The 19,187-nt window shown below is 63.5% G+C and carries 17 protein-coding genes and 1 tRNA gene; 6 read left to right on the top strand and 12 right to left on the bottom strand.

What is annotated here, in order from left to right; genetic code table 11:
• Window positions 1–408: 408 nt before the first annotated feature.
• The 3 genes from msrQ to DL237_RS17015 all read right to left on the bottom strand — a co-directional run bounded on the left by msrQ (window position 409) and on the right by DL237_RS17015 (window position 3,652).
• Window positions 409–1,044 (bottom strand): protein-methionine-sulfoxide reductase heme-binding subunit MsrQ, encoded by a 636-nt coding sequence (gene msrQ / locus DL237_RS17025; RefSeq protein ID WP_119400299.1) that lies wholly within the window; start codon window positions 1,042–1,044, stop codon window positions 409–411.
• A gap of 7 nt (window positions 1,045–1,051) precedes the next feature.
• Entirely contained in the window at window positions 1,052–1,960 is a 909-nt protein-coding gene (gene msrP / locus DL237_RS17020) for a protein-methionine-sulfoxide reductase catalytic subunit MsrP (RefSeq protein ID WP_119400285.1), read from the bottom strand.
• Window positions 1,961–2,107: 147 nt separating this feature from the next.
• Complete coding sequence (locus DL237_RS17015) at window positions 2,108–3,652, bottom strand: FMN-binding glutamate synthase family protein (protein WP_119400284.1); 1,545 nt, start codon at window positions 3,650–3,652, stop codon at window positions 2,108–2,110.
• 235 nt (window positions 3,653–3,887) lie between these two features.
• Here DL237_RS17015 and DL237_RS17010 point away from each other — a divergent pair, with 235 nt between their 5' ends.
• Window positions 3,888–4,643 carry a helix-turn-helix transcriptional regulator gene (locus tag DL237_RS17010; protein WP_119400283.1) on the top strand — a complete coding sequence of 252 codons (756 nt, stop codon included), beginning with the start codon at window positions 3,888–3,890 and terminating at the stop codon, window positions 4,641–4,643.
• 317 nt (window positions 4,644–4,960) lie between these two features.
• On the opposite strand, the gene clpB is transcribed toward DL237_RS17010, so the two are convergent.
• Window positions 4,961–7,579, bottom strand: a complete 2,619-nt coding sequence (gene clpB, locus DL237_RS17005; protein WP_119400282.1) for an ATP-dependent chaperone ClpB — start codon at window positions 7,577–7,579, stop codon at window positions 4,961–4,963.
• A 207-nt stretch (window positions 7,580–7,786) separates the two neighbouring features.
• Between clpB and DL237_RS17000 the strand changes: the two genes are divergently transcribed.
• Window positions 7,787–8,095, top strand: a complete 309-nt coding sequence (locus DL237_RS17000) for a hypothetical protein (protein ID WP_119400281.1) — start codon at window positions 7,787–7,789, stop codon at window positions 8,093–8,095.
• A 931-nt stretch (window positions 8,096–9,026) separates the two neighbouring features.
• Window positions 9,027–9,743: an orotidine-5'-phosphate decarboxylase gene (pyrF, locus tag DL237_RS16995; RefSeq protein ID WP_119400280.1), complete on the top strand. Its 717-nt coding sequence runs from the start codon at window positions 9,027–9,029 to the stop codon at window positions 9,741–9,743.
• Window positions 9,744–9,771: 28 nt separating this feature from the next.
• Here the strand turns inward: pyrF and DL237_RS16990 are convergent, their stop codons facing one another.
• Entirely contained in the window at window positions 9,772–10,242 is a 471-nt protein-coding gene (locus DL237_RS16990) for an NUDIX domain-containing protein (protein ID WP_119400279.1), read from the bottom strand.
• An 89-nt stretch (window positions 10,243–10,331) separates the two neighbouring features.
• On the opposite strand from DL237_RS16990, the gene DL237_RS16985 reads away from it, so the two are divergent.
• The gene (locus tag DL237_RS16985) at window positions 10,332–11,597 is read left to right on the top strand and encodes a DNA polymerase IV (RefSeq protein ID WP_119400298.1); all 1,266 of its coding nucleotides are present in this window, start codon (window positions 10,332–10,334) and stop codon (window positions 11,595–11,597) included.
• Window positions 11,598–11,711: 114 nt separating this feature from the next.
• Here the strand turns inward: DL237_RS16985 and DL237_RS16980 are convergent, their stop codons facing one another.
• The gene (locus tag DL237_RS16980; RefSeq protein WP_119400278.1) at window positions 11,712–12,572 is read right to left on the bottom strand and encodes an N-formylglutamate amidohydrolase; all 861 of its coding nucleotides are present in this window, start codon (window positions 12,570–12,572) and stop codon (window positions 11,712–11,714) included.
• A gap of 147 nt (window positions 12,573–12,719) precedes the next feature.
• Between DL237_RS16980 and DL237_RS16975 the strand changes: the two genes are divergently transcribed.
• Window positions 12,720–12,794, top strand: a tRNA-Val gene (locus DL237_RS16975).
• Window positions 12,795–12,870: 76 nt separating this feature from the next.
• Entirely contained in the window at window positions 12,871–12,996 is a 126-nt protein-coding gene (gene ykgO, locus DL237_RS16970) for a type B 50S ribosomal protein L36 (protein WP_072857948.1), read from the top strand.
• A gap of 229 nt (window positions 12,997–13,225) precedes the next feature.
• On the opposite strand, the gene DL237_RS16965 is transcribed toward ykgO, so the two are convergent.
• The 6 genes from DL237_RS16965 to DL237_RS16940 form a co-directional block, all read right to left on the bottom strand.
• Entirely contained in the window at window positions 13,226–14,446 is a 1,221-nt protein-coding gene (locus DL237_RS16965; protein ID WP_119400277.1) for a phenylacetate--CoA ligase family protein, read from the bottom strand.
• A gap of 52 nt (window positions 14,447–14,498) precedes the next feature.
• Window positions 14,499–15,323: an ABC transporter ATP-binding protein gene (locus DL237_RS16960; RefSeq protein ID WP_119400276.1), complete on the bottom strand. Its 825-nt coding sequence runs from the start codon at window positions 15,321–15,323 to the stop codon at window positions 14,499–14,501.
• 60 nt (window positions 15,324–15,383) lie between these two features.
• Window positions 15,384–16,664: an ABC transporter substrate-binding protein gene (locus tag DL237_RS16955; protein ID WP_119400275.1), complete on the bottom strand. Its 1,281-nt coding sequence runs from the start codon at window positions 16,662–16,664 to the stop codon at window positions 15,384–15,386.
• A gap of 77 nt (window positions 16,665–16,741) precedes the next feature.
• Window positions 16,742–17,818: a branched-chain amino acid ABC transporter permease gene (locus DL237_RS16950; RefSeq protein WP_119400274.1), complete on the bottom strand. Its 1,077-nt coding sequence runs from the start codon at window positions 17,816–17,818 to the stop codon at window positions 16,742–16,744.
• 1 nt (window position 17,819) lies between these two features.
• Window positions 17,820–18,047, bottom strand: a complete 228-nt coding sequence (locus DL237_RS16945; protein ID WP_119400273.1) for a hypothetical protein — start codon at window positions 18,045–18,047, stop codon at window positions 17,820–17,822.
• A 135-nt stretch (window positions 18,048–18,182) separates the two neighbouring features.
• The gene (locus DL237_RS16940) at window positions 18,183–19,169 is read right to left on the bottom strand and encodes a branched-chain amino acid ABC transporter permease (RefSeq protein WP_119400272.1); all 987 of its coding nucleotides are present in this window, start codon (window positions 19,167–19,169) and stop codon (window positions 18,183–18,185) included.
• Between the last annotated feature and the right edge of the window lie 18 nt (window positions 19,170–19,187).

The raw sequence follows: 19,187 nt of genomic DNA, 5'->3' as shown, positions 1-19,187 counted from the left end.
TCACAAAGCAGCACCGCCACCCGTTCCGTCCGCCCCGTCTCGCGTCCCGTCGTGCGCCTCAGCGCCGCCGGTGAAGGGGGTTCTAGAGTTTACCACCTAAACCCGCAACCCCTTTTTCAATGAAAACGTCATAAAACCTGAAACTATCTGAATTACCCAACCATAACATACACTTAGAGACGAAAAGAAAGTGAATTTCCGCCTGTAACAGGCGCCCAACCCGGCCATGGAACGGTGAATCACAAGTTCTCCACAGACTCGCAGGCATTGCGCGCTGCCCCGGGCCTCTTGTGCGCCCCTGCACCGGCCGGCGCTTGCGACCTTTTGCTCCCAACGTCCTGTTTCGCGGCCCGGAAAGAGAACCGGGCGAACCGCTTGTGCACTCCGCCCGGTCCTTCCCTCTCTCCATCAGGCTGCGCGCAGACTGCGGCGCTTGCCCGTGCGGGGCAGTCTCAGCGCCAGAAGGGCCAGGATCACCGCCATGTAGATATAGGGTTCGATCTGAAAGCCCTTCACCAGCAGCACGAAATGCAGCGACCCCAGCAGGGCGATCGCATAGACCAGCTTGTGAAGTCGGCGCCATGTCTTGCCCAGCCGACGGATCGACGCGTTGTTGGAGGTCACCGCCAGCGGAATCATCAGCACGAAGGCCCCCATCCCCACGGTGATATAGGGGCGCTTCACGATATCCGCCCAGATCTGCGACAGGATCTGAACGTCCAGCACCAGCCAGATCAGCAGATGCCCCAGTATATAGAAAAAGGCGAGCAATCCGAACGCCCGACGATACTTCAGCAGGCTGATCCCGGCGTAACGGCGCATCGGTGTGACGCACAGACCGGCGATCAGCAGCCAAAGCCCCCATTCGCCCATCTGGTGCTCCATATCCTTGACCGGGTCGACACCCAGCCGCCCGGTGACACCAGCCCAGAACAAGACCACCGGCGGAATCGCCCCCAGTATATAGAGCGGCCAGGCCGGCACCTTGCGCAGGGTGCGGTTTACCGGGTCTGCGATCACGCCGGGCAAGAGGGGAAGAGACATCGCCACCTCAGAAGTTCTTCTGCAGATCCAGATCCGAATACATGCCGGCCACCTCGTCGCCATAGCCGTTGAACATATCCGTCTCGCGTCGGCTGCCGAACAGGCCGGCACCGATCACCCGTTCGGTGGCCTGGCTCCAGCGGGGATGGTCCACTGTGGGGTTCACGTTGCTGTAGAACCCGTATTCGCGGTGATTGGCATCCTTCCAGCTGGTAAAGGGCTGCTCTTCCTGCAGGGTGATGCGCACGATCGACTTGATGGACTTGAAGCCGTATTTCCACGGCACCACCAGACGCAGCGGGGCACCGTTCTGGCCCAGCAGGTCCTTGCCATAGATCCCGGTCGCCAGCAGCGTCAGCGGATTCATCGCCTCGTCCAGCCGCAGACCTTCGCGATAAGGCCAGTCCAGCACGGGGCGCGACGCGCCGATCATCTCGTCCGGGCGATAGGCCGTTTCGAACGCCACGTATTTCGCACCCGACTGCACACCGACCTGGTCCAGCAGCGCGCTCAGCTGAAAGCCGTTCCAGGGGATGACCATCGACCAGGCTTCGACGCAACGCAGGCGATAGATCCGCTCCTCGATGTCCTTGCCCTTGACGATATCCTCAAGCGCGTAAGTGCCGGGTTTGTCGACCATGCCGTTGATCTCCACGCTCCAGGGCGCGGTCGTCAGGTTATGGGCGTATTCTGCGGGGTCTTCCTTGCCGGTGCCGAATTCGTAGTAGTTGTTGTAGTTGGTGATCTCTTCCAGCGTGTTCGGCGTCAGCCCGGTGGGCGCGGCCAGTGCCGGGCCCGCGATCGAGCCGAGGCCAAGCCCGGCCATCGCACCCGCCATGATCTGCCGCCGGTTCAGGTACAACCCTTCTGGGGTCACGTCGTTTTCGGTCAGTTTGCCGTTCCAGTTCCGCGCCATGAGGTCCTCCTGTCGTAACTCTCGGTTCAGGTACGTCCTAACCCGGCTTTCGGTTTCGTCAAAATGAGGATTGATAACGTCTGCGTGGCATTCCCGAAACATTTGACCCGGATCAGGCGAAACATCTCACCCGAAAGCGGCGACATGTCACTTACGCGAATCCGGGGCCTGCACCGGCATCTTGTTCGGGCTGGCCTCGGCCGGCAGGTCGTCACCCCCGAAACTGGGGCGAATGTGACGCAGCACGATGGAATCGCCGTTCGCCTGGACGATCCGGACATGGCGGCGGCGCATCAGGCGGGGTTCGGCCACGCCGACGGAATGCGCGATCATCTCGACTTCCTTGACCACGGCGCGGGCGAAATTCGCGACCTTCATGAACTTTCTCTCGGGCACCAGCCCGCGTTGCAGATGCGGGTCGTGGGTGGTGATGCCGGTCGGACAGGTGTTCTTGTTGCACTTGAGCGCCTGAATACAGCCGAGCGAGAACATGAACCCGCGCGCAGAGGTGACGAAATCCGCACCGGCGCAGATGGCCCAGGCAACATCGCCGGGATTCACCATCTTGCCGCTGGCAATAATGCGAATGCGGTTCTTGAGGCCGTATTTGTCGCGCATGTCGACCATGCGCAGCAGCGCCTCGCGCAGGGGCATCCCCACCATGTCCATCAGCGGCATCGGTGCCGCACCGGTGCCCCCCTCGCCGCCGTCGATCGTGATGAAATCCGGCGCGCTTTCCGGACCCCGCGTGCGGATCATCTCGAACAGCTCCTCGTAGGCGTCCGATGATCCGATCACGGTTTTGAACCCTACCGGTTTGCCCGTCACCTCGCGGATATGGCCGATCACGTCCAGCAGGTCACCGAAATCATCGATCTCGGCGTGGCGGTTGGGCGAAACGGCGTCCACCCCCATTGGCACACCGCGAATCTCCGCGACCTCCTCGTCGATCTTGGCGGCGGGCAGAATGCCGCCCTTGCCGGGCTTGGCGCCCTGCGCCAGTTTCAGCTCGAACATCTTGACCTGCGGTTTGGACGCGACGGCGCGCAGTTTTTCGTCGCTCAGGTTTCCCGCGTGATCGCGCACACCGAACTTCGCCGTTCCGATCTGGAACACGATATCGCATTCCGCCACCAGGTGATGCGGTGACAACCCGCCCTCGCCGGTGTTCAGCCAGATCCCGGCCTCCTTTGCGCCCATGCTCAGGGCCTCGACCGCCGGCTGGGACAGCGCCCCAAAGGACATGCCTGAGATATTGAAGATCGACGGCGCCATGTAGGGGTGGCGCGCATACGGGCCGATCTGCAGCGGTTTGGTCATCGCAAACTGGTCGTCCAGCGGCGGAAACACCGCGTTGACAAAGATCGGGGTGCCGGGGATCGACAGGTTCTTGGTCGACCCGAACGCAACCGTGTTCCCCTGCCCCTTTGCCGCCGTATAGACCCAGTCGCGCTGAGCCCGGTTGAACGGCATCTCCTCGCGATCCATGGCAAAGAAGTATTGGCGAAAGAACTCGCCCAGCTTCGTAAAGATGGCACGAAACCGCCCGATCACCGGGTAATTGCGCCGCACGGCATCCTCTCGCTGGCTGATATCCAGCAGGAACATCACCACCACGGCCAGCACCGCGATGCCGATCGCGAACACAAAGGCCACGATCAGCCATTCAATCACCGGGGCGACCAGCTCCATACTCCGACTCCCTTTCGCGGATTCTCCGCCTTCGGATCACCATGTCGGACAGGTCTGGGCGCAGCAACCGCAACTCTGCGAAATCTTGACAGCCGTGCGTTTTTCGCCTGAATGAAACCATAGCACTTTGAAAACATCCGATGAATAAGGCGCCCCTGTCCGCCAGAGTGATCGGAAACACGGACAGGCGCAGGCATTGATTTTGCCGGCACACCCGAAAACAGTATCGTTCCATATGAACCAGCTTGCCAATTTCCACACAGATATCTCGGACCGGTTTGCAGCCGTGCGATCCGTCGAAGAAAGCTTCGCGGTCCTGGCCGAGGTGGTGCGGCCCTACGGATACACCCGGTTCCACTATACCCAGGCCTACCTCAAGAAAGACGGGCAGATTCTGGATACCGCCACCTTTTCCGGGATGGGTGCCGAATATCGCAAAAGCGTCCAGGCCGAAGCGCACAAGATGGAAGACCCGTTCGTCACGCACTGTCGCAGCTCTGGCAGGCCAAAGCTGTGGTCCGAACTGCCGCTGGACTATTACTCGCCCGACATGACGGAAAAGCACCGCTACAAGATCCGCCATATCAGCGACCACGGCCTGCGGGCCGGTGTCACCGTGCGTCTGCGTCGCGTTCCCTATGGCGACGGTATCTTCAGCGCCGGGATGAGCCTGGTGCAGGATCCCACGGATTCGGGCGAAGAGCATGATCGCGCCTTCCTGGCCCAGCAGTCCACCATCCGCTCTATCTGCGAACACCTGATGACCAGCCTCAGCTTCGGAGAGCTGTCGCGCCACCATTACAAGCTCAGCGACCGCGAATATGACGTTCTCAGTTTGCTGGCAGAGGGGCTTCAGGTGCAACAGATCGCGGATCATCTGACCTTGGCAGATCGTACCGCGGCGCATCACCTTTCCGCCATGCGCTCAAAGCTGGGCGCGCGCAGCAATGCACAGGCCGTTGCCATTGCAATCAAGATGCAGGTGCTTTGAGACCGGTCCACCTGCCCGAAAGAGCGCGATTGCAAGGATCGCCGCGAAAGGCCCTCGGCGGCCCTTACGCCTGACAAATAAGTGGCGGCCGACTTCAGGCCGCCACTGTAAAATAAATTGCTTGAAATGAGGATGCAGGAATTCGGTGTCCCTACGCGGCGCAATGTGCCGAATCTACGGCGGTGGCGCAATTGCGGAAACCTGCAATGACCGCGGCGCAGGGGACTGCGCCGCGGTCCCAAGGTCAGATCACGCCCGAAGTCGGGTGATCGGCTCGGGGCCTCTCGCCTCTCAGTGCACCGCCTCAGTGCACCGCCTCAGTGCACCGTCGCTTCATCGGGCTTGCCGCGCTGAGAAGCGCCGACACGATTGCCGATCAGCAACCCTTCGGCGCCCGCCGTCACCGGCACCGTGTCGCCATCGCGCACCTCTCCCGCCAGCAGGGCTTCGGCCAGCGGATCCTGCAACACGCGCTGGATCACCCGTTTCAAAGGCCGCGCCCCGAACACCGGGTCATACCCTTCGTCCGCCAGCCACTGCCGCGCACCGTCGTCCAGCTGCAACGTGATCTTGCGCGCCGCCAGGCGTTTCAGCAGGCGCGACATCTGGATATCGACGATCCCGTTCATGTCCTTGCGGGCCAGACGATCGAACACGATGATCTCATCCAGGCGGTTCAGGAACTCGGGGCGGAAATGCGCCCGCACCGCTTCCAGCACGTCGCGCTTGGCCTCGCCCGCATCGGCCCCTTCGGGCAACCGGCTCAGCGCCTGCGCGCCAAGGTTCGACGTCAGGATGATCAGCGTCTGCTTGAAGTCGACCTTGTGCCCCTGACCATCGGTCAGCACGCCGTCATCCAGCACCTGCAACAGCACGTTGAAGACATCGGGGTGTGCCTTTTCGACCTCGTCGAACAGCACCACCTGATAGGGGCGCCGCCGTACAGCCTCGGTCAGCACACCGCCCTCGTCATACCCGACATAGCCCGGAGGGGCGCCGATCAGACGCGCGACGCTGTGTTTCTCCATGAACTCGCTCATGTCGATGCGCACCATCGCGTTGTCGTCGTCAAACAGGTACTCGGCCACGGCCTTGGTCAGCTCGGTCTTGCCTACGCCCGTCGGCCCAAGAAACAGGAACGACCCCAGCGGCCGGTTCTCGTCGTTCAGACCGGCGCGCGCGCGCCGCACCGCATTCGACAGCGCCCGCACGGCCGAGTTCTGGCCGATGACGCGCTTGTGCAAACCGTCTTCCATGCGCAGCAGTTTCTCGCGGTCGCCCTCCAGCATCTTCGCGGTCGGAATGCCGGTCCAGCGTTCGACCACCTGCGCGATCTGCTCGGGGCGCACGGCCTCTTCGACCATCACGCCTTCGGCTTCCTGCTCCTCGGCCTCGCCCAACTGTTTTTCCAACTGCGGGATGATGCCATAGGACAGCTCGCCCGCGCGGGCCAGGTCGCCATTGCGCTTGGCGATCTCAAGGTCCGCCCGTGCCCGGTCCAGCTGTTCCTTCAGCTCTCGCGCACCGGCCAGCTTGTCGCGCTCCGCCTGCCATTTGGCCGTCATGCTGTCGGACCGTTCCTGCACATCGGCAAGGTCACGCTCCAGCGTTTCCAACCGGTCCTTGCTGGCGGCGTCATCCTCGTTGCGCAGGGCTTCGATCTCGATCTGCATCTGCAGGATGTTGCGATCCAGCTGGTCCAGTTCCTCGGGCTTTGAATCAACCTCCATCCGCAACCGGCTCGCGGCCTCGTCCACAAGGTCGATCGCCTTGTCGGGCAGAAAGCGGTCGGTGATGTAGCGATGGCTCAGCGTCGCCGCCGCCACCAGGGCCGAGTCGCTGATCCGCACGCCATGGTGCAGCTCGTACTTTTCCTTGATGCCGCGCAGGATGCTGATGGTGTCCTCGACAGTCGGTTCCGACACCATCACCGGCTGGAAGCGACGGGCAAGTGCCGCGTCCTTTTCCACGTACTTGCGGTATTCATCCAGCGTGGTCGCGCCGATACAGTGCAACTCGCCCCGCGCCAGCGCGGGTTTGATCAGGTTGGCAGCATCCATCGCGCCGTCGGCCTTGCCGGCGCCGACCAGCGTGTGCATCTCGTCGATGAACAGGATCACCTCTCCGGCTGCGGATTCTATTTCCTTCAGGATGGCCTTCAGCCGTTCCTCGAATTCGCCACGGTATTTCGCACCGGCAATCAGGCTGCCCATGTCCAGCGCCAGCAGGCGCTTGTTACGAAGCGACTCGGGCACATCGCCATTGATGATGCGCAGTGCCAGTCCCTCGGCAATCGCGGTCTTGCCGACCCCGGGTTCCCCGATCAGGACCGGGTTGTTCTTGGTGCGGCGCGACAGCACCTGCATCGCCCGGCGGATTTCGTCGTCGCGGCCGATGATCGGGTCGATCTTGCCCTCTTCGGCGCGCGCCGTCAGATCCAGGGCATATTTCTCCAACGCTTCGAAGGTATCCTCGGCACTTGCCGTATCGGCCGTGCGGCCCTTGCGAATGTCGTTGATCGCGGCGTTCAGCTTTTGCGCGCTGACGCCCCCGGCCTCCAGCGTATCGCGCGCGCCGCCCTTGACCAGCGCAAGCGCGGTCAGCAGGCGTTCCACAGGTACAAAGGTATCCTTGGCCTGCTTGGCGACCTTCTCGGCCTCGGCAATCACCTTGACCGTCTGGTTATCCATGTAGATCTGGCCGCTGTCGCCCCCGATCACGGGAACCTTCTTCAGCGCCACCGCCAGCGCCTGGGTCACCGCCCCGACATCGCCGCCGGCCTTGCCGATCAGATTGCTGGCGAGGCCTTCGTCATCATCCATCAGCGCCTTCAGGATGTGCTCGGGCAAAAGCCGCTGATGGTTTTCTCTGATTGCAATGGTCTGCGCCGCCTGGATAAAGCCGCGCGACCGCTCCGTGAACTTGGTCAAGTCCATGGGTCTCTCTCCTTTTCAACAAGCGTTCCGCTGTCCGGCACCCTTAATAGGCATACCTGGCTTGGAACCTCCGTATCAAAGATGGGGGATGCCATCGGCGGGTTCAAGCCGCCCCAGAACGGCAAACGGAACTCTCCTGCACCCCAATCCGTTTATTCCCTGCAAAGGACAGGCACAGAACAGATAACCAGCGAGCAGGAGGTCCTCATGACGACGACCAAAACACGCATTTCCACGATCCGTTACAACCCCGCCGAACGGGCCTTCGAGGCCTGCGTCACTTTGTTCGACCGGGGCGAAGCCTTCACCTACCCGATTTCCCTGCGGGCACCGATAACGATGGATTATGCCGATGTCAGCATCGCCGTCGTCGACATGGCCCAGCGTCGCCACACCCGGCAGGATAGCACGATGCGCGCCCGTCGCCCCGACATGCACAGCTTTGACAGCCTGCCCGCAATCGTGCACCAGGCCACCAACGCCCTGTGGGATCGCCTGCTGCGCCGCGCGGCCTGACCTGACTGGCCCCTGTTGGCCCCAACCCGCGTGAACCGCAGGCCGACCGCGCCGCCACAGGACGACTCTTCGCCAGCGTGCGGAAAAGCACGCGGTTTTCCACGGCGCGAACAGCTCCACAGCGGCCTCATTCAACGCGGTGCGTGCCCGCGTTCTGGTCACACCCCTTCGGATATTGCCGTCGTTTCCGGCCGGCCGTTCTTGGCCGACACGGTCGGGCGCGAGGGACATATGAGTCGCACGGAAAAGCCCCCAATGCATGCCCTGTAAATGCAGTGCAATTGCTGCACCCGCTTTACATTCAGATTCTCAAGAATTAAGATTACCCCAAAGTACAAAAACATAACTATGGGTAGAACTGCCAGATTACCGCGCCACAGATTGCAATTCATGCAACGGCGCATCGCTCTGGCGAAACAATAGCAATGACCGAAATTCCCTAATTGAAGCCTGAGGGGCGCCACGGGCGATTTTCCATCCGCCCTCTTTTTTGATCAGACCTGCCCGCATTCTCGGGCGCATCTCCTTCTGACCAATGCCACCGGACAATCTCCGCCCGGCCCCTGACCTGCCGCCGTGTCGCGGCATTCGGCTTCTTCACGCATGCGCACGGCGCATCCGCTTATCGCGCGCCCCGGCATTGTCTCATGACGGTGCGCGCGGCCAGACCAGGTTGACGCCTCAACCGGCCGGTTCTGGTACAGGATGTTCCACCGTGCGCGTCTAGGGTCCGGGACGACGGCTGCCGACCAGACATGCCCGGACCCCTTTTTGCCTCTGCGCCCTCCCCCCGGTGCCGCGCCCCGCAAACACGCCAGGCGCGCCACCCGACCATCACCGCATGCCGCGACACCCTTGACGCGCGGCGTTCTGCTGCGCATGACGGCCCTGCCCTGCCCGACAGGGCGCTGCACACAGAAGGGGCCACCAGATGACGCACGCTCACACTCAACCCTCCGACGACCGGCTGATCGTCGCCATGGACGTCCCGAATGCGGTTGCCGGGCTGCACCTGGCCGAACAGCTGGGCGATGCCGTCTCCTTCTACAAGATCGGGCTGGGGATGCTGACCGGCGGCGGCCTCGGCCTCGCCAACGAACTCAAGCAGGAACAAGGCAAGCGTATCTTCCTCGACATGAAACTCTTCGACATCGGCGCCACGGTCGAAGCAGCGGTGCGGGGCCTGGCGCAGTTCGATCTGGATTTCCTGACTGTCCACGGCGACCCCCATGTCGTGCGCGCCGCCCGCGAAGGCGCCGCAGGCACCGACCTCAAGATCCTCGCCGTGACGATCCTGACCTCGCTTGATCGCGGCGATCTGGATGCAAGCTGCCTCAAGCCGGGTGACACCGCCGATCTGGTGGCCGAACGCGCCGCCCGCGCATTCGAGGCCGGTGCGCATGGCGTCATCGCCTCTGCGCAAGAGGCCGCGATGATCCGTGCCCTTCCGCAGGCGGCGGGCCGCCTGATCGTCACACCCGGCATCCGCCCCGAGAGCGATGCCTCCGATGACCAGAAACGCATCGCCACCCCGGCCAACGCCATCCGCGACGGGGCCGATCATATCGTCGTCGGTCGCCCGATCTGGCGCGCCACCGATCCCCGCGCCGCGACACAGGCCATCCTGTCCGAAATCGCCCGGCTCTGATCCGGCCCCCGGATCGGCGCAGCATGCTTCAGCGCGGCGGAACCCGCGCGCCCGCCCACGCCAGGTAGTCCGCCAGCCGATCCTGAAACGCCACGATGCCGCTGGCGTGGGACAGATACTCGGCCATCTGCATCAGATGCCAACTCTGCCCCTCGTCGCCCAGGGCAATCTCGTCCAGCCGCGCATAGTCCAGGTGCGCGGCAAAAAACCAGACCTCGCGCCCCGCCCCGTTGCGATAGGCGCGCCCATAGTGCAGATCACGCGGCGCCAACCCCAGGCTCAGCTCTTCGCGCGTTTCGCGCAGCACGCACTCGACTGCGCTTTCGCCTGCCTCGCGCCCGCCCCCCGGCAGGTCCAGCTTGTTCGGATCGGGAATATCGGATCGGTTGTCGCGCAGGATCACCGGCATTCGCGTGCCGAACAGGATCAGCAGCTTGGCGCCGTATACATCGCGTGCGCGGTCGAACGCCCCGGGGGAAATGTCGGTTTGCCTGTCCATGGCAGCGGTATATCATGCCCCCAGCCAATTGCACCAAGACGCAGGCGCCCGACCGGCGTCGCGCCCCATTTCCCGCCCCGCAGGCCCCCATGCACGCACTCTGCCGCGACTGCCTCACCGATTTCGACGCGCCGCGCGCGTCGCACCTGCGCTGCCCCGCCTGCCGCAGCCCGCGGGTGATCGCGCATGACGAACTGATGTCGCTCTCCATCGCGCATATGGATTGCGATGCCTTCTATGCCTCTGTCGAAAAGCGCGACAACCCGGATCTGGCGGGCAAACCCGTCATCATCGGCGGCGGCAGGCGCGGCGTGGTCTCGACCGCCTGCTACGTGGCGCGCATCCGTGGCGTGCGATCCGCCATGCCGATGTTCCAGGCCCTGAAACTCTGCCCCGACGCGGTGGTCATCAAACCGCGCATGTCGGCCTATGTCGAGGCATCGCGCGCCATCCGCGCCATGATGGAAGAGATGACGCCGGCCATCGAACCCCTGTCGCTGGACGAGGCGTTTCTCGATCTGACCGGCACTCTCCGCCTGCATGGCCATGCCCCTGCGGTGATGCTGGCGCGTCTGGTAAAGCGGATGCGCGACGAACTCGGCCTGACCGGCTCCATCGGCCTCAGCCACAACAAGTTCCTGGCCAAGATCGCCTCGGACATGGACAAGCCGCACGGGTTTTCAGTGATCGGCAAGGCCGAAACGCAGGATTTCCTTGCCCCCAAACCAGTGCGCCTCATCTGGGGTGTCGGGGCGGCCGGGCAGGCCTCGCTCGACAAGGCCGGAATCCAGACCTTTGCCGATCTCCGTCGCTGGGACCAGCGGGATCTGGCGGCGCGGTTCGGTTCCATGGGCGACCGCCTCTGGCACCTCGCACGGGGCGAGGACATGCGACGCGTCACCGCCCACGCCCCGATGAAATCCATCTCGAACGAGACGACGTTTTTCGAGGATACCTCGGACCCGGATTTGCTGGACGGTCACCTGTGGCGGCTGGCCGAAAAGGTCGCAGACCGCGCCAAGGCCAAGGATCTGGCGGGCCGCGTGGTGGTGCTGAAGCTGAAACGCGCCAACTTTTCACTGATCACCCGCCGCCATGCGCTGCGCGACAGCACCCAGATGGCCGACCGCCTGTACCGCGAATCGCGCGCGTTGTTCGATGCCCTGGGCGACCAGGGGCCGTTTCGCCTGATCGGGGTCGGACTGACCGATCTGACGTCCGACGCCGAGGCCGATCGCGCCCCCGACCTGCTGGACCCGAACGCGGCCCGCCGCAGCGAGGCCGAGCGCGCCACAGATGCTATTCGCGCCCGCTTCGGCCCCGATGCCATCCGCAAGGGACGGGCGCTGCGCTAGCCCGCGCAGCCCACCCCGCCCGCGCAGCCCACCCCGAAAGCGCCCGGCGATCCCTGCGAATTGCCTGAGTTTCGATCTGCCTGAGAAATGATCTCGTGTCGCTGGGGCCCCGAGCTATTCGGCGGCCAGCGGCACCCCGCTGCGCCCCAGATCGGCAATTTCCGCCACCACACCGCGAATCACTTCGGCAAAGGCATCGAATCGCGGCAGCGGCTCGATGCGGGCTTCGTCCATGTAGATGGCGCGGTCGATCTCGATCTGCACCGCGTGCTGGGCCCGCGCGGGACGGCCATAGTGCTGCGTGACATAGGCCCCCGCAAAGGGCGCATTGCGTACCACGTTCAGCCCGGCATTCACGAAGGCGGCCTCGATCCGGTCGATCAGGAAACTGTCGGCCGAAGCACCGAACCGGTCCCCGATCACCACCTCCGGGCGACGCCGGGCATTGCGCGCCACCCCGTCCAGCGCCTCGTGCGGCATCGAATGGCAATCCAGCAGGATCGCCTCGCCAAAGGCCGCGCGGGCCTCGTTCAGCAGGCTTTGCAGCGTGGCGTGATACGGCTTCCAGGTGCGTTCCAGCCGCGCCTCGGCCTCCTCCAGCGTCAGTTTTCCGTGATAAATCGGCATTCCGCCCGCCACGACGCGCGGAATCACACCGAGGCCGGACGCGATTCGCGGGTTATGCCCACGGCGCCGGACACCCTCGACCAGCGCGGGGTCCAACTCGTCGATCGCGCGGTTCATGTCGACATAGGCCCGGGGCGCCGTCGCGCAGAGCAGCGGTGCCCCGACATCCGGTGCCGAAGCAAACAGACGGTCGATGAAGGCATCCTCGGAGGAGCGCACCTGATGCCTGTCCAGACGGGTCCTTTGCATCAGATCGTCGGGGTAGTCGCGCCCGGAATGGGGCGACGCGAAAACCACACTGGTCCCAAGGCGAACGGGGCGAAACAGTTCAAAGGCGGATCGTGTCATGACAACTCCGGATGCGCCCTGATACTACCCCAAAAAAGGAATGCCAAAAGCCCCTTGATCCCGCCATCGACTCCTTTTATACGACCCGAACCGGCGCGGAACTCCGCGCTCCTTTTGGTTAAAAGGGGCAGGGGCCAAACCGGTCATGGGTGATTAGCTCAGTGGTAGAGCACTTCGTTGACATCGAAGGGGTCACAAGTTCGAACCTTGTATCGCCCACCATGAATTCATCGGTAATCGTCTGATTGCCAACCGCGAAACACTGGCGCTAGCCGCGCCGCGACAAGAGGAGATGACCATGAAGGTTCGTAACTCGCTCCGCTCGCTGAAGCAGCGCCACCGCGATTGCCGCGTCGTGCGCCGTAAAGGCCGCGTTTACGTGATCAACAAGACGCAGCCTCGCTTCAAGGCACGCCAGGGCTGATTGCCCCGGGTGCCGCGACAGCAGCACAAGACTTACCGGAAAGGGTCGCTTTTGGCGGCCCTTTTTCTTTGGCAGCCCTTTTTCCTTCGCGGCCCTTTTGCTTGACGGCTCTGTTGCTTGACGGCCCTGTCCCCAGGGGGAGTGCCGGGCGGCGCGGGCTGCACCTGGCACCGCAGACGGGAGCCTCCGGCGGGGGTATTTCCGGCCAGATGAGCGAGCGGGCGCGCGCCTAGTCGTAAACGCGCTGATCCTCGATCACCAGGCCGTCGTTGGGCAGGGAACCCCTGGCGACGATCTCGATCTCGGCCTTCAGTTTCAGGGTCTGAAGTGCGCTCGGCTGGTAGCGGGCGCTGTCGCCGCCGTCGCTTTCGATGCGCAGGATCATGATGTCCATCTCGCCCTCGCGTCGGGCGATGACGCGGGCGCGGCTGACATCGGCGTGCTGGCGCACGAAATCGGCGACCTGTTCGGGGCGCACGAACATGCCCTTGATCTTGGTTGTCTGGTCGGCACGCCCCATCCAGCCCTTGATGCGCAGGTTTGTCCGCCCGCAGGGGCTGATGCCGGGAAGTACCGCGCTGAGGTCACCGGTGGCGAAGCGGATCAACGGATAATCCGGGTTCAGGGTGGTCACCACCACCTCGCCGACCTCGCCGGGGGCGACCGGATCGCCCGTGCCGGGGCGGACGATTTCGATGATCACGCCCTCGTCGGCGATCATCCCCTCCATCGCAGCACTTTCATAGGCGATGTTGCCGAGGTCCGCCGTGGCATAGCATTGCAGGCAGGCGATGCCGCGGTCCGCATATTCGGCGCGCAAGCTGGGGAACAGCGCGCCGCCGCCCACTGCGGCACGGGTGACTTTCAGCGGCAGGTGCAGCGCCTCTGCCCGGTCCAGAATCACCTTGAGGTAATCCGGTGTCCCCGCATAGGCGGTAATGCCAAGGTCATGGGCGGCCCGCGCCTGCAGGTCGGTCTGGCCGGTGCCTGCGGGCAGCACCGAGGCCCCGACCGCGCGCGCACCGTTTTCAAAGATCATCCCGGCAGGCGTCAGGTGATAGCCGAAGCAGTTCTGCACGATGTCGCCCTTGCCGATACCGCAGGCGTGCAGGAACCGCCCCATTCGCCACCAGTCATGCGAGGCCCCGCCGGGTTCGTAGATCGGACCCGGGCTCTGAAACACATGCGCGAATCCGCTGATCGGCAGGGTGGTCAGCCCGCCCAAAGGGGCGCTGGCGCTCTGCGCCGCCACCAGGTCGGATTTTCTGAGGATGGGCAGTGTCGCCAGCGCGCCGACCGAAGCGATCCGGGCCGCGTCGATGCCGGCCAGCCGGTCGCCATACCCCGCAAGACGCTGCGCCGCCGCGATCTGGCGGGGCAGATCCGTGGCCAGGGCCGCTTCGCGGGCCTCCATGCTGCGGGTCTCAAGCGTATCGAAATGTTGCGACATGGTTTCGCCTCTCAGGATCTGTAGTGCGCGCCCGGCACCCGGGGGAGGCCGATCACGACAGCCACCGTTTGCGCCGCCGGTAGGAACGCACGTCACGAAAGCTCTTGCGCCCTTCGTCGGACATGCCGAGGTAGAATTCCTTGACGTCGGGGTTTTCACGCAGCTCTGCGGCCGGGCCATCCATCACGATGCGCCCCGATTCCAGGATATAGCCGTAGTGGGCATAGCGCAGGGCCACGTTGGTGTTCTGTTCCGCCAGCAGGAAGGTCGTCCCCTCCTCTTCGTTCAGGTTTTTCACGATGGTAAAGATTTCCTCGACCAACTGCGGCGCCAGGCCCATCGACGGCTCGTCCAGCAGGATCGTCTCGGGGCGGCTCATCAGTGCGCGACCGATGGCGATCATCTGCTGTTCCCCGCCCGAGGTATAGCCCGCCTGGCTCTTGCGGCGCAGCTTGAGGCGGGGGAAATAGCTGTAGACCAGTTCCAGATCCTGTTCGATCTCGGCCCGGCTGGCCGCGCGGGTATAGCTGCCGGTCAGAAGGTTTTCCTCGACCGTCAGATGCTCGAAGCAGTGCCGACCCTCCATCACCTGGATGACGCCCGCCTTGACCAGGCTGGCCGGGTCGCGGTGCTGCACCGTCTTGCCGTGGTACAGCACCGATCCCTTTGTGACCTCGCCACGCTCTGAATGCAGCAGGTTGGAAATCGCCTTCAGCGTCGTCGTCTTGCCCGCGCCATTGCCGCCCAACAGGGCAGTAATGCCGCCCTTGGGCACCGACAGGCTGACGCCCTTGAGCACCAGGATCACGTGGTTGTAGATCACCTCGATGTTGTTCACTTCCAGCAGGTTGTCCTGCGCCTTGCCTGCATCCAGCATTCCGGCCATCCCCCGTTCAAATGCCCCCGACCCGCCAGGCAGGCCGGGGTGCGCGTGGTGTCACATGCACCCGGGGGTGATGTTGTTTTCCTCGGCAAAGGCCATGCTGTCGGCGGTGATCAGGGGGTTCAGAACCTCCTCATCCGCCGGGAAGTAGTCGGTGATCAACGACCATTCCCTTGCCTTCGCGTCCCATTGCGCCACGGCGCCCAGGCCGTCGCCACCGTGGTTGGAGCAGGTCACCTTGAATTCGGGGCCGAAGTTCGGCAGGCCGAGCGCCGCCATCTTCGCCTCCGTCATCTCGAGGTTTTCCATGCCATCGCGCATCTGCGCCGGCGTCAGCGCCTTGGTGTCGAACATGTCCTGCGCGGTGCGCGCGGCCTCGGTCGCCAGCATCGCCGCGTACATGCCGCGGGAATAGAGCGCGGTTCCCAGCTGATCGCCCGCGCCCGCCGCCTTGCCAGCGTCGACAACGTACTTTTTCAGATCGTCGTAGACCGGGTAATCGCTGCCGAGGTTGTGAAACGTCAGTGCCTTGTAGCCATCCGCGGCCTCGCCCGCCGGCAGCACATCGTTCTCAGACCCAGACCACCAGATGCCGATGAAGTGGTCCATCGGATAGCGGATGTTCACCGCTTCCTGGATGGCGACCTGGTTCATCACACCCCAGCCCCACATGATCACGTAATCGGGGCGTTCCCGGCGGATCTGCAACCACTGGCTTTTCTGCTCCTGTCCGGGGCTGTCGACGGGCAGCAGGCTCAGCTCGTAGCCGTGCTTCTTCGACAGTTCCTCCAGCGTGCGGATCGGCTCCTTGCCGTAGGCCGAGTTGTGATAGACCAGCGCGATCTTCAGATCCGCAATATCGCCTTCGTTCTCGTTCAGGATCTGCGTGATGGCATGGCTGGCACCGTCCCAGTAGTTGGCCGGGTAGTTGAAGATGTTGTGAAACACCTCGCCATTCTTGGCACTGGTGCGCCCATAGCCCATTGAGTGCACGGGAATGCCATCCGCCGTTGCCTTGGGGATCAGCTGATAGGTGATGCCGGTCGACAGCGGCTGGTACAGCAGCGCGCCCTCGCCCTTGGTCGCCTCGTAGCACTCGACGCCCTTCTCGGTGTTATACCCGGTTTCGCATTCGATGACCTTGATCATCTCGCCACCGATGCCGCCATCGCGTTCGTTCAGCAGGGTCATGTAATCCTGATAGCCGTCGGAAAACGGAATGCCGTTTGCCGCATATGGCCCGGTGCGATAGCTCAGATCGGGGAACACCAGATCCGCCGCGGCCGGTCCGGCCACCAGCGCGGCCGCCACGGCACTTACGAGAACTTTCTTCATCTTTTCATCTCCTCCCAGTGATGTTGCGATGTTTCTTCTTGCGCGCCGGGCCTCCTCTCCCGGCGCGATCCCCGGCCCTAATGCGGAAAGGGCCAGAGCCGCAGTTTTTCCTTGGTGATCCGCCACAGCTGCGCCAGCCCGTGCGGTTCCGCGACCAGGAAAATGACGATCAGCGCGCCGACGATCATGATCTCAAGATGCGCCGCCAGATCCGTCGGCCAGCCCAATGTGCCAACCAGCGTGTTTTTCAGCAGCACCGGCAACAGCACCAGAAACGCCGCCCCGGCGAGCGAGCCAAAGATCCGCCCCAGCCCGCCGATGATCACCATGAACAGCACCAGAAAGCTCTTGTTGATGCCAAAGGCCTCGCCCACCTCGACTGCGCCCAGGTAGACGCTGAAGAACAGCGCCCCCGCGATCCCGATGAAAAAGCTCGACACGGCAAAGGCGCTCAGCTTGGCGCGCAACGGGTTCACCCCGATGATCTCGGCGGCGATGTCCATGTCGCGGATCGCCATCCATTTGCGCCCCGTCGCCCCGCGCGTCAGGTTGCGCGCGATCAGGGCGGACCCGGCCAGAAACACCAGGCAGAACAGATAGGTCGCCCAGGCCTCGGTATGCGGCCCGGTCACCGGCACGCCGATCACCGTACGCTCGGGCGCGGAAATCTGCCCCGAGGCCGAGTGGTTGTAAAACCACGGCACCCGGTTGAACAGCCAGACCAGGAAAAACTGCGCCGCCAGCGTCGCCACCGCCAGATAGAACCCCTTGATCCGCAGGCTGGGCAGACCGAACAGCATACCGACCAGCGCCGTGATTCCGCCCGCGATCAGCACGTGAAAAAAGATGTTCACCTCGGGAAAGGCCGTCATCAGCTTGTAGGTGGCATAGGCCCCCACGGCCATGAAACCGCCGGTGCCCAGACTCACCTGCCCGCAGAACCCGACAAGGATGTTCAGCCCGATGGCCGCAATCGCATAGATCAGGAACGGCAGCGCGACGGCGTTGGCCCAGTAATCGTTTATAAAGAACGGCACGATGGCAAAGGCCACGACAAGGGCGCCATGATAGGCCAACCGGTCGAACCGGATCGGAAAGGTCTGGCTGTCCTCCTCATAGCTGGTCTTGAAATCGCCGGCCTCGCGGTACAGCACGTCAGACGCCCTGATCGGGGGCCTGCCCGATCCAGTCTATGCCGGCGCAGATCAGCTTGTAGGCAAAGATCGCCCCCAACACGCCCAATCCGGTCAGCACCGCGATCACGATCTCATGGCGTTCCTTCATCGGGGCATTGGCCGCAGCCCAGTAGCAGAACACCCAGAATGCGCTCCAGGTCACGGCCGCTCCGACCATCATCGTCCTGTCCATCATCGTCTTGGTCATCGTCACTCCTCCCAGAGTCTTGATGGTTGTCACCCTGCCCCCAACGGTATGGATCCGGGGGGGCGGGTGTCGCGCGCAGCGCGCAGTCGATCTTCCCGGGCCTCTCCTGACGGGCACGCTCCTCCTGCGCGCCCCTCACACCCGTTCGATCAGTCTTTCACCGAACAACCCTTGCGGGCGGAACACAAGAAAAAGTAGCGCCAGAACATAGGCGAACCAGTTTTCGGTCGCGCCCCCCACCATCGGCCCGATGGCAAATTCGAACAGTTTCTCACCGACCCCGATGATCAGCCCGCCGACGATCGCGCCGGGGATCGAGGTGAAGCCCCCCAGCATCAGCACCGGCAAGGCTTTCAGCGCGATCAGGCTCAGGCTGAACTGAACCCCGCTCTTGGTGCCCCACATGATGCCTGCGACCAGCGCCACGAACCCGGCGATGGACCACACCAGCACCCAGATGAAATTCAGGCTGATCCCGACCGACAGCGCCGCCTGATGATCATCCGCCACCGCCCGCAGCGCCCGCCCCTGCTTGGAATATTGCGAAAAGATCATCAGGGCGATTACCAGCACGGCGGCGATCACCGTCGCCCAGATATCCAGGTTGTCGATGAAGAACCCGTAACCGAAGGCATCAAAGGTCACCGTGTCGATCCAGCCGTTGATCCCCTGCGGCAGCCCGACATCCAGTTTCTTGATGTCCGCACCCCACATCAGATCGCCCAGCCCCTCCATGAAGTAGGCCAGCCCGATGGTCGCCATGAACAGGATGATCGGCTCTTGATTGACCAGATGGCGAAAGATCAGGTGGTTCACGGCCCATGCCAGAGCGATCATGATCAGCGCCGTCAGAACGATCCCGACCAGCCCCGACAATTGCCAGCCAAAGACATGCAGGTCCGTGCCAAAGGCCGCGTTGATCAGATGTGCGAAGGGCACCTGCCCCTCCATGATCCCGACCAGTGTCATGGCAGCGAACAGCGCCATCACGCCCTGTGCATAATTGAAGATCCCGCTGGCCTTGTAGATCAGCACAAAGCCAAGGGCGACCAGCGCATACAGCACCCCCGCCATCAGCCCGTTCAGCAGGACCTCCATCGCGAATAGCAGCTGATCCGGCATCAGATCCCCTCCCCGTCA

The sequence above is a fragment of the Pseudooceanicola sediminis genome, from assembly GCF_003575965.1.
Lineage (GTDB): Bacteria > Pseudomonadota > Alphaproteobacteria > Rhodobacterales > Rhodobacteraceae > Pseudooceanicola > Pseudooceanicola sediminis.
This window is presented reverse-complemented; position numbering and strand designations above follow the sequence as displayed.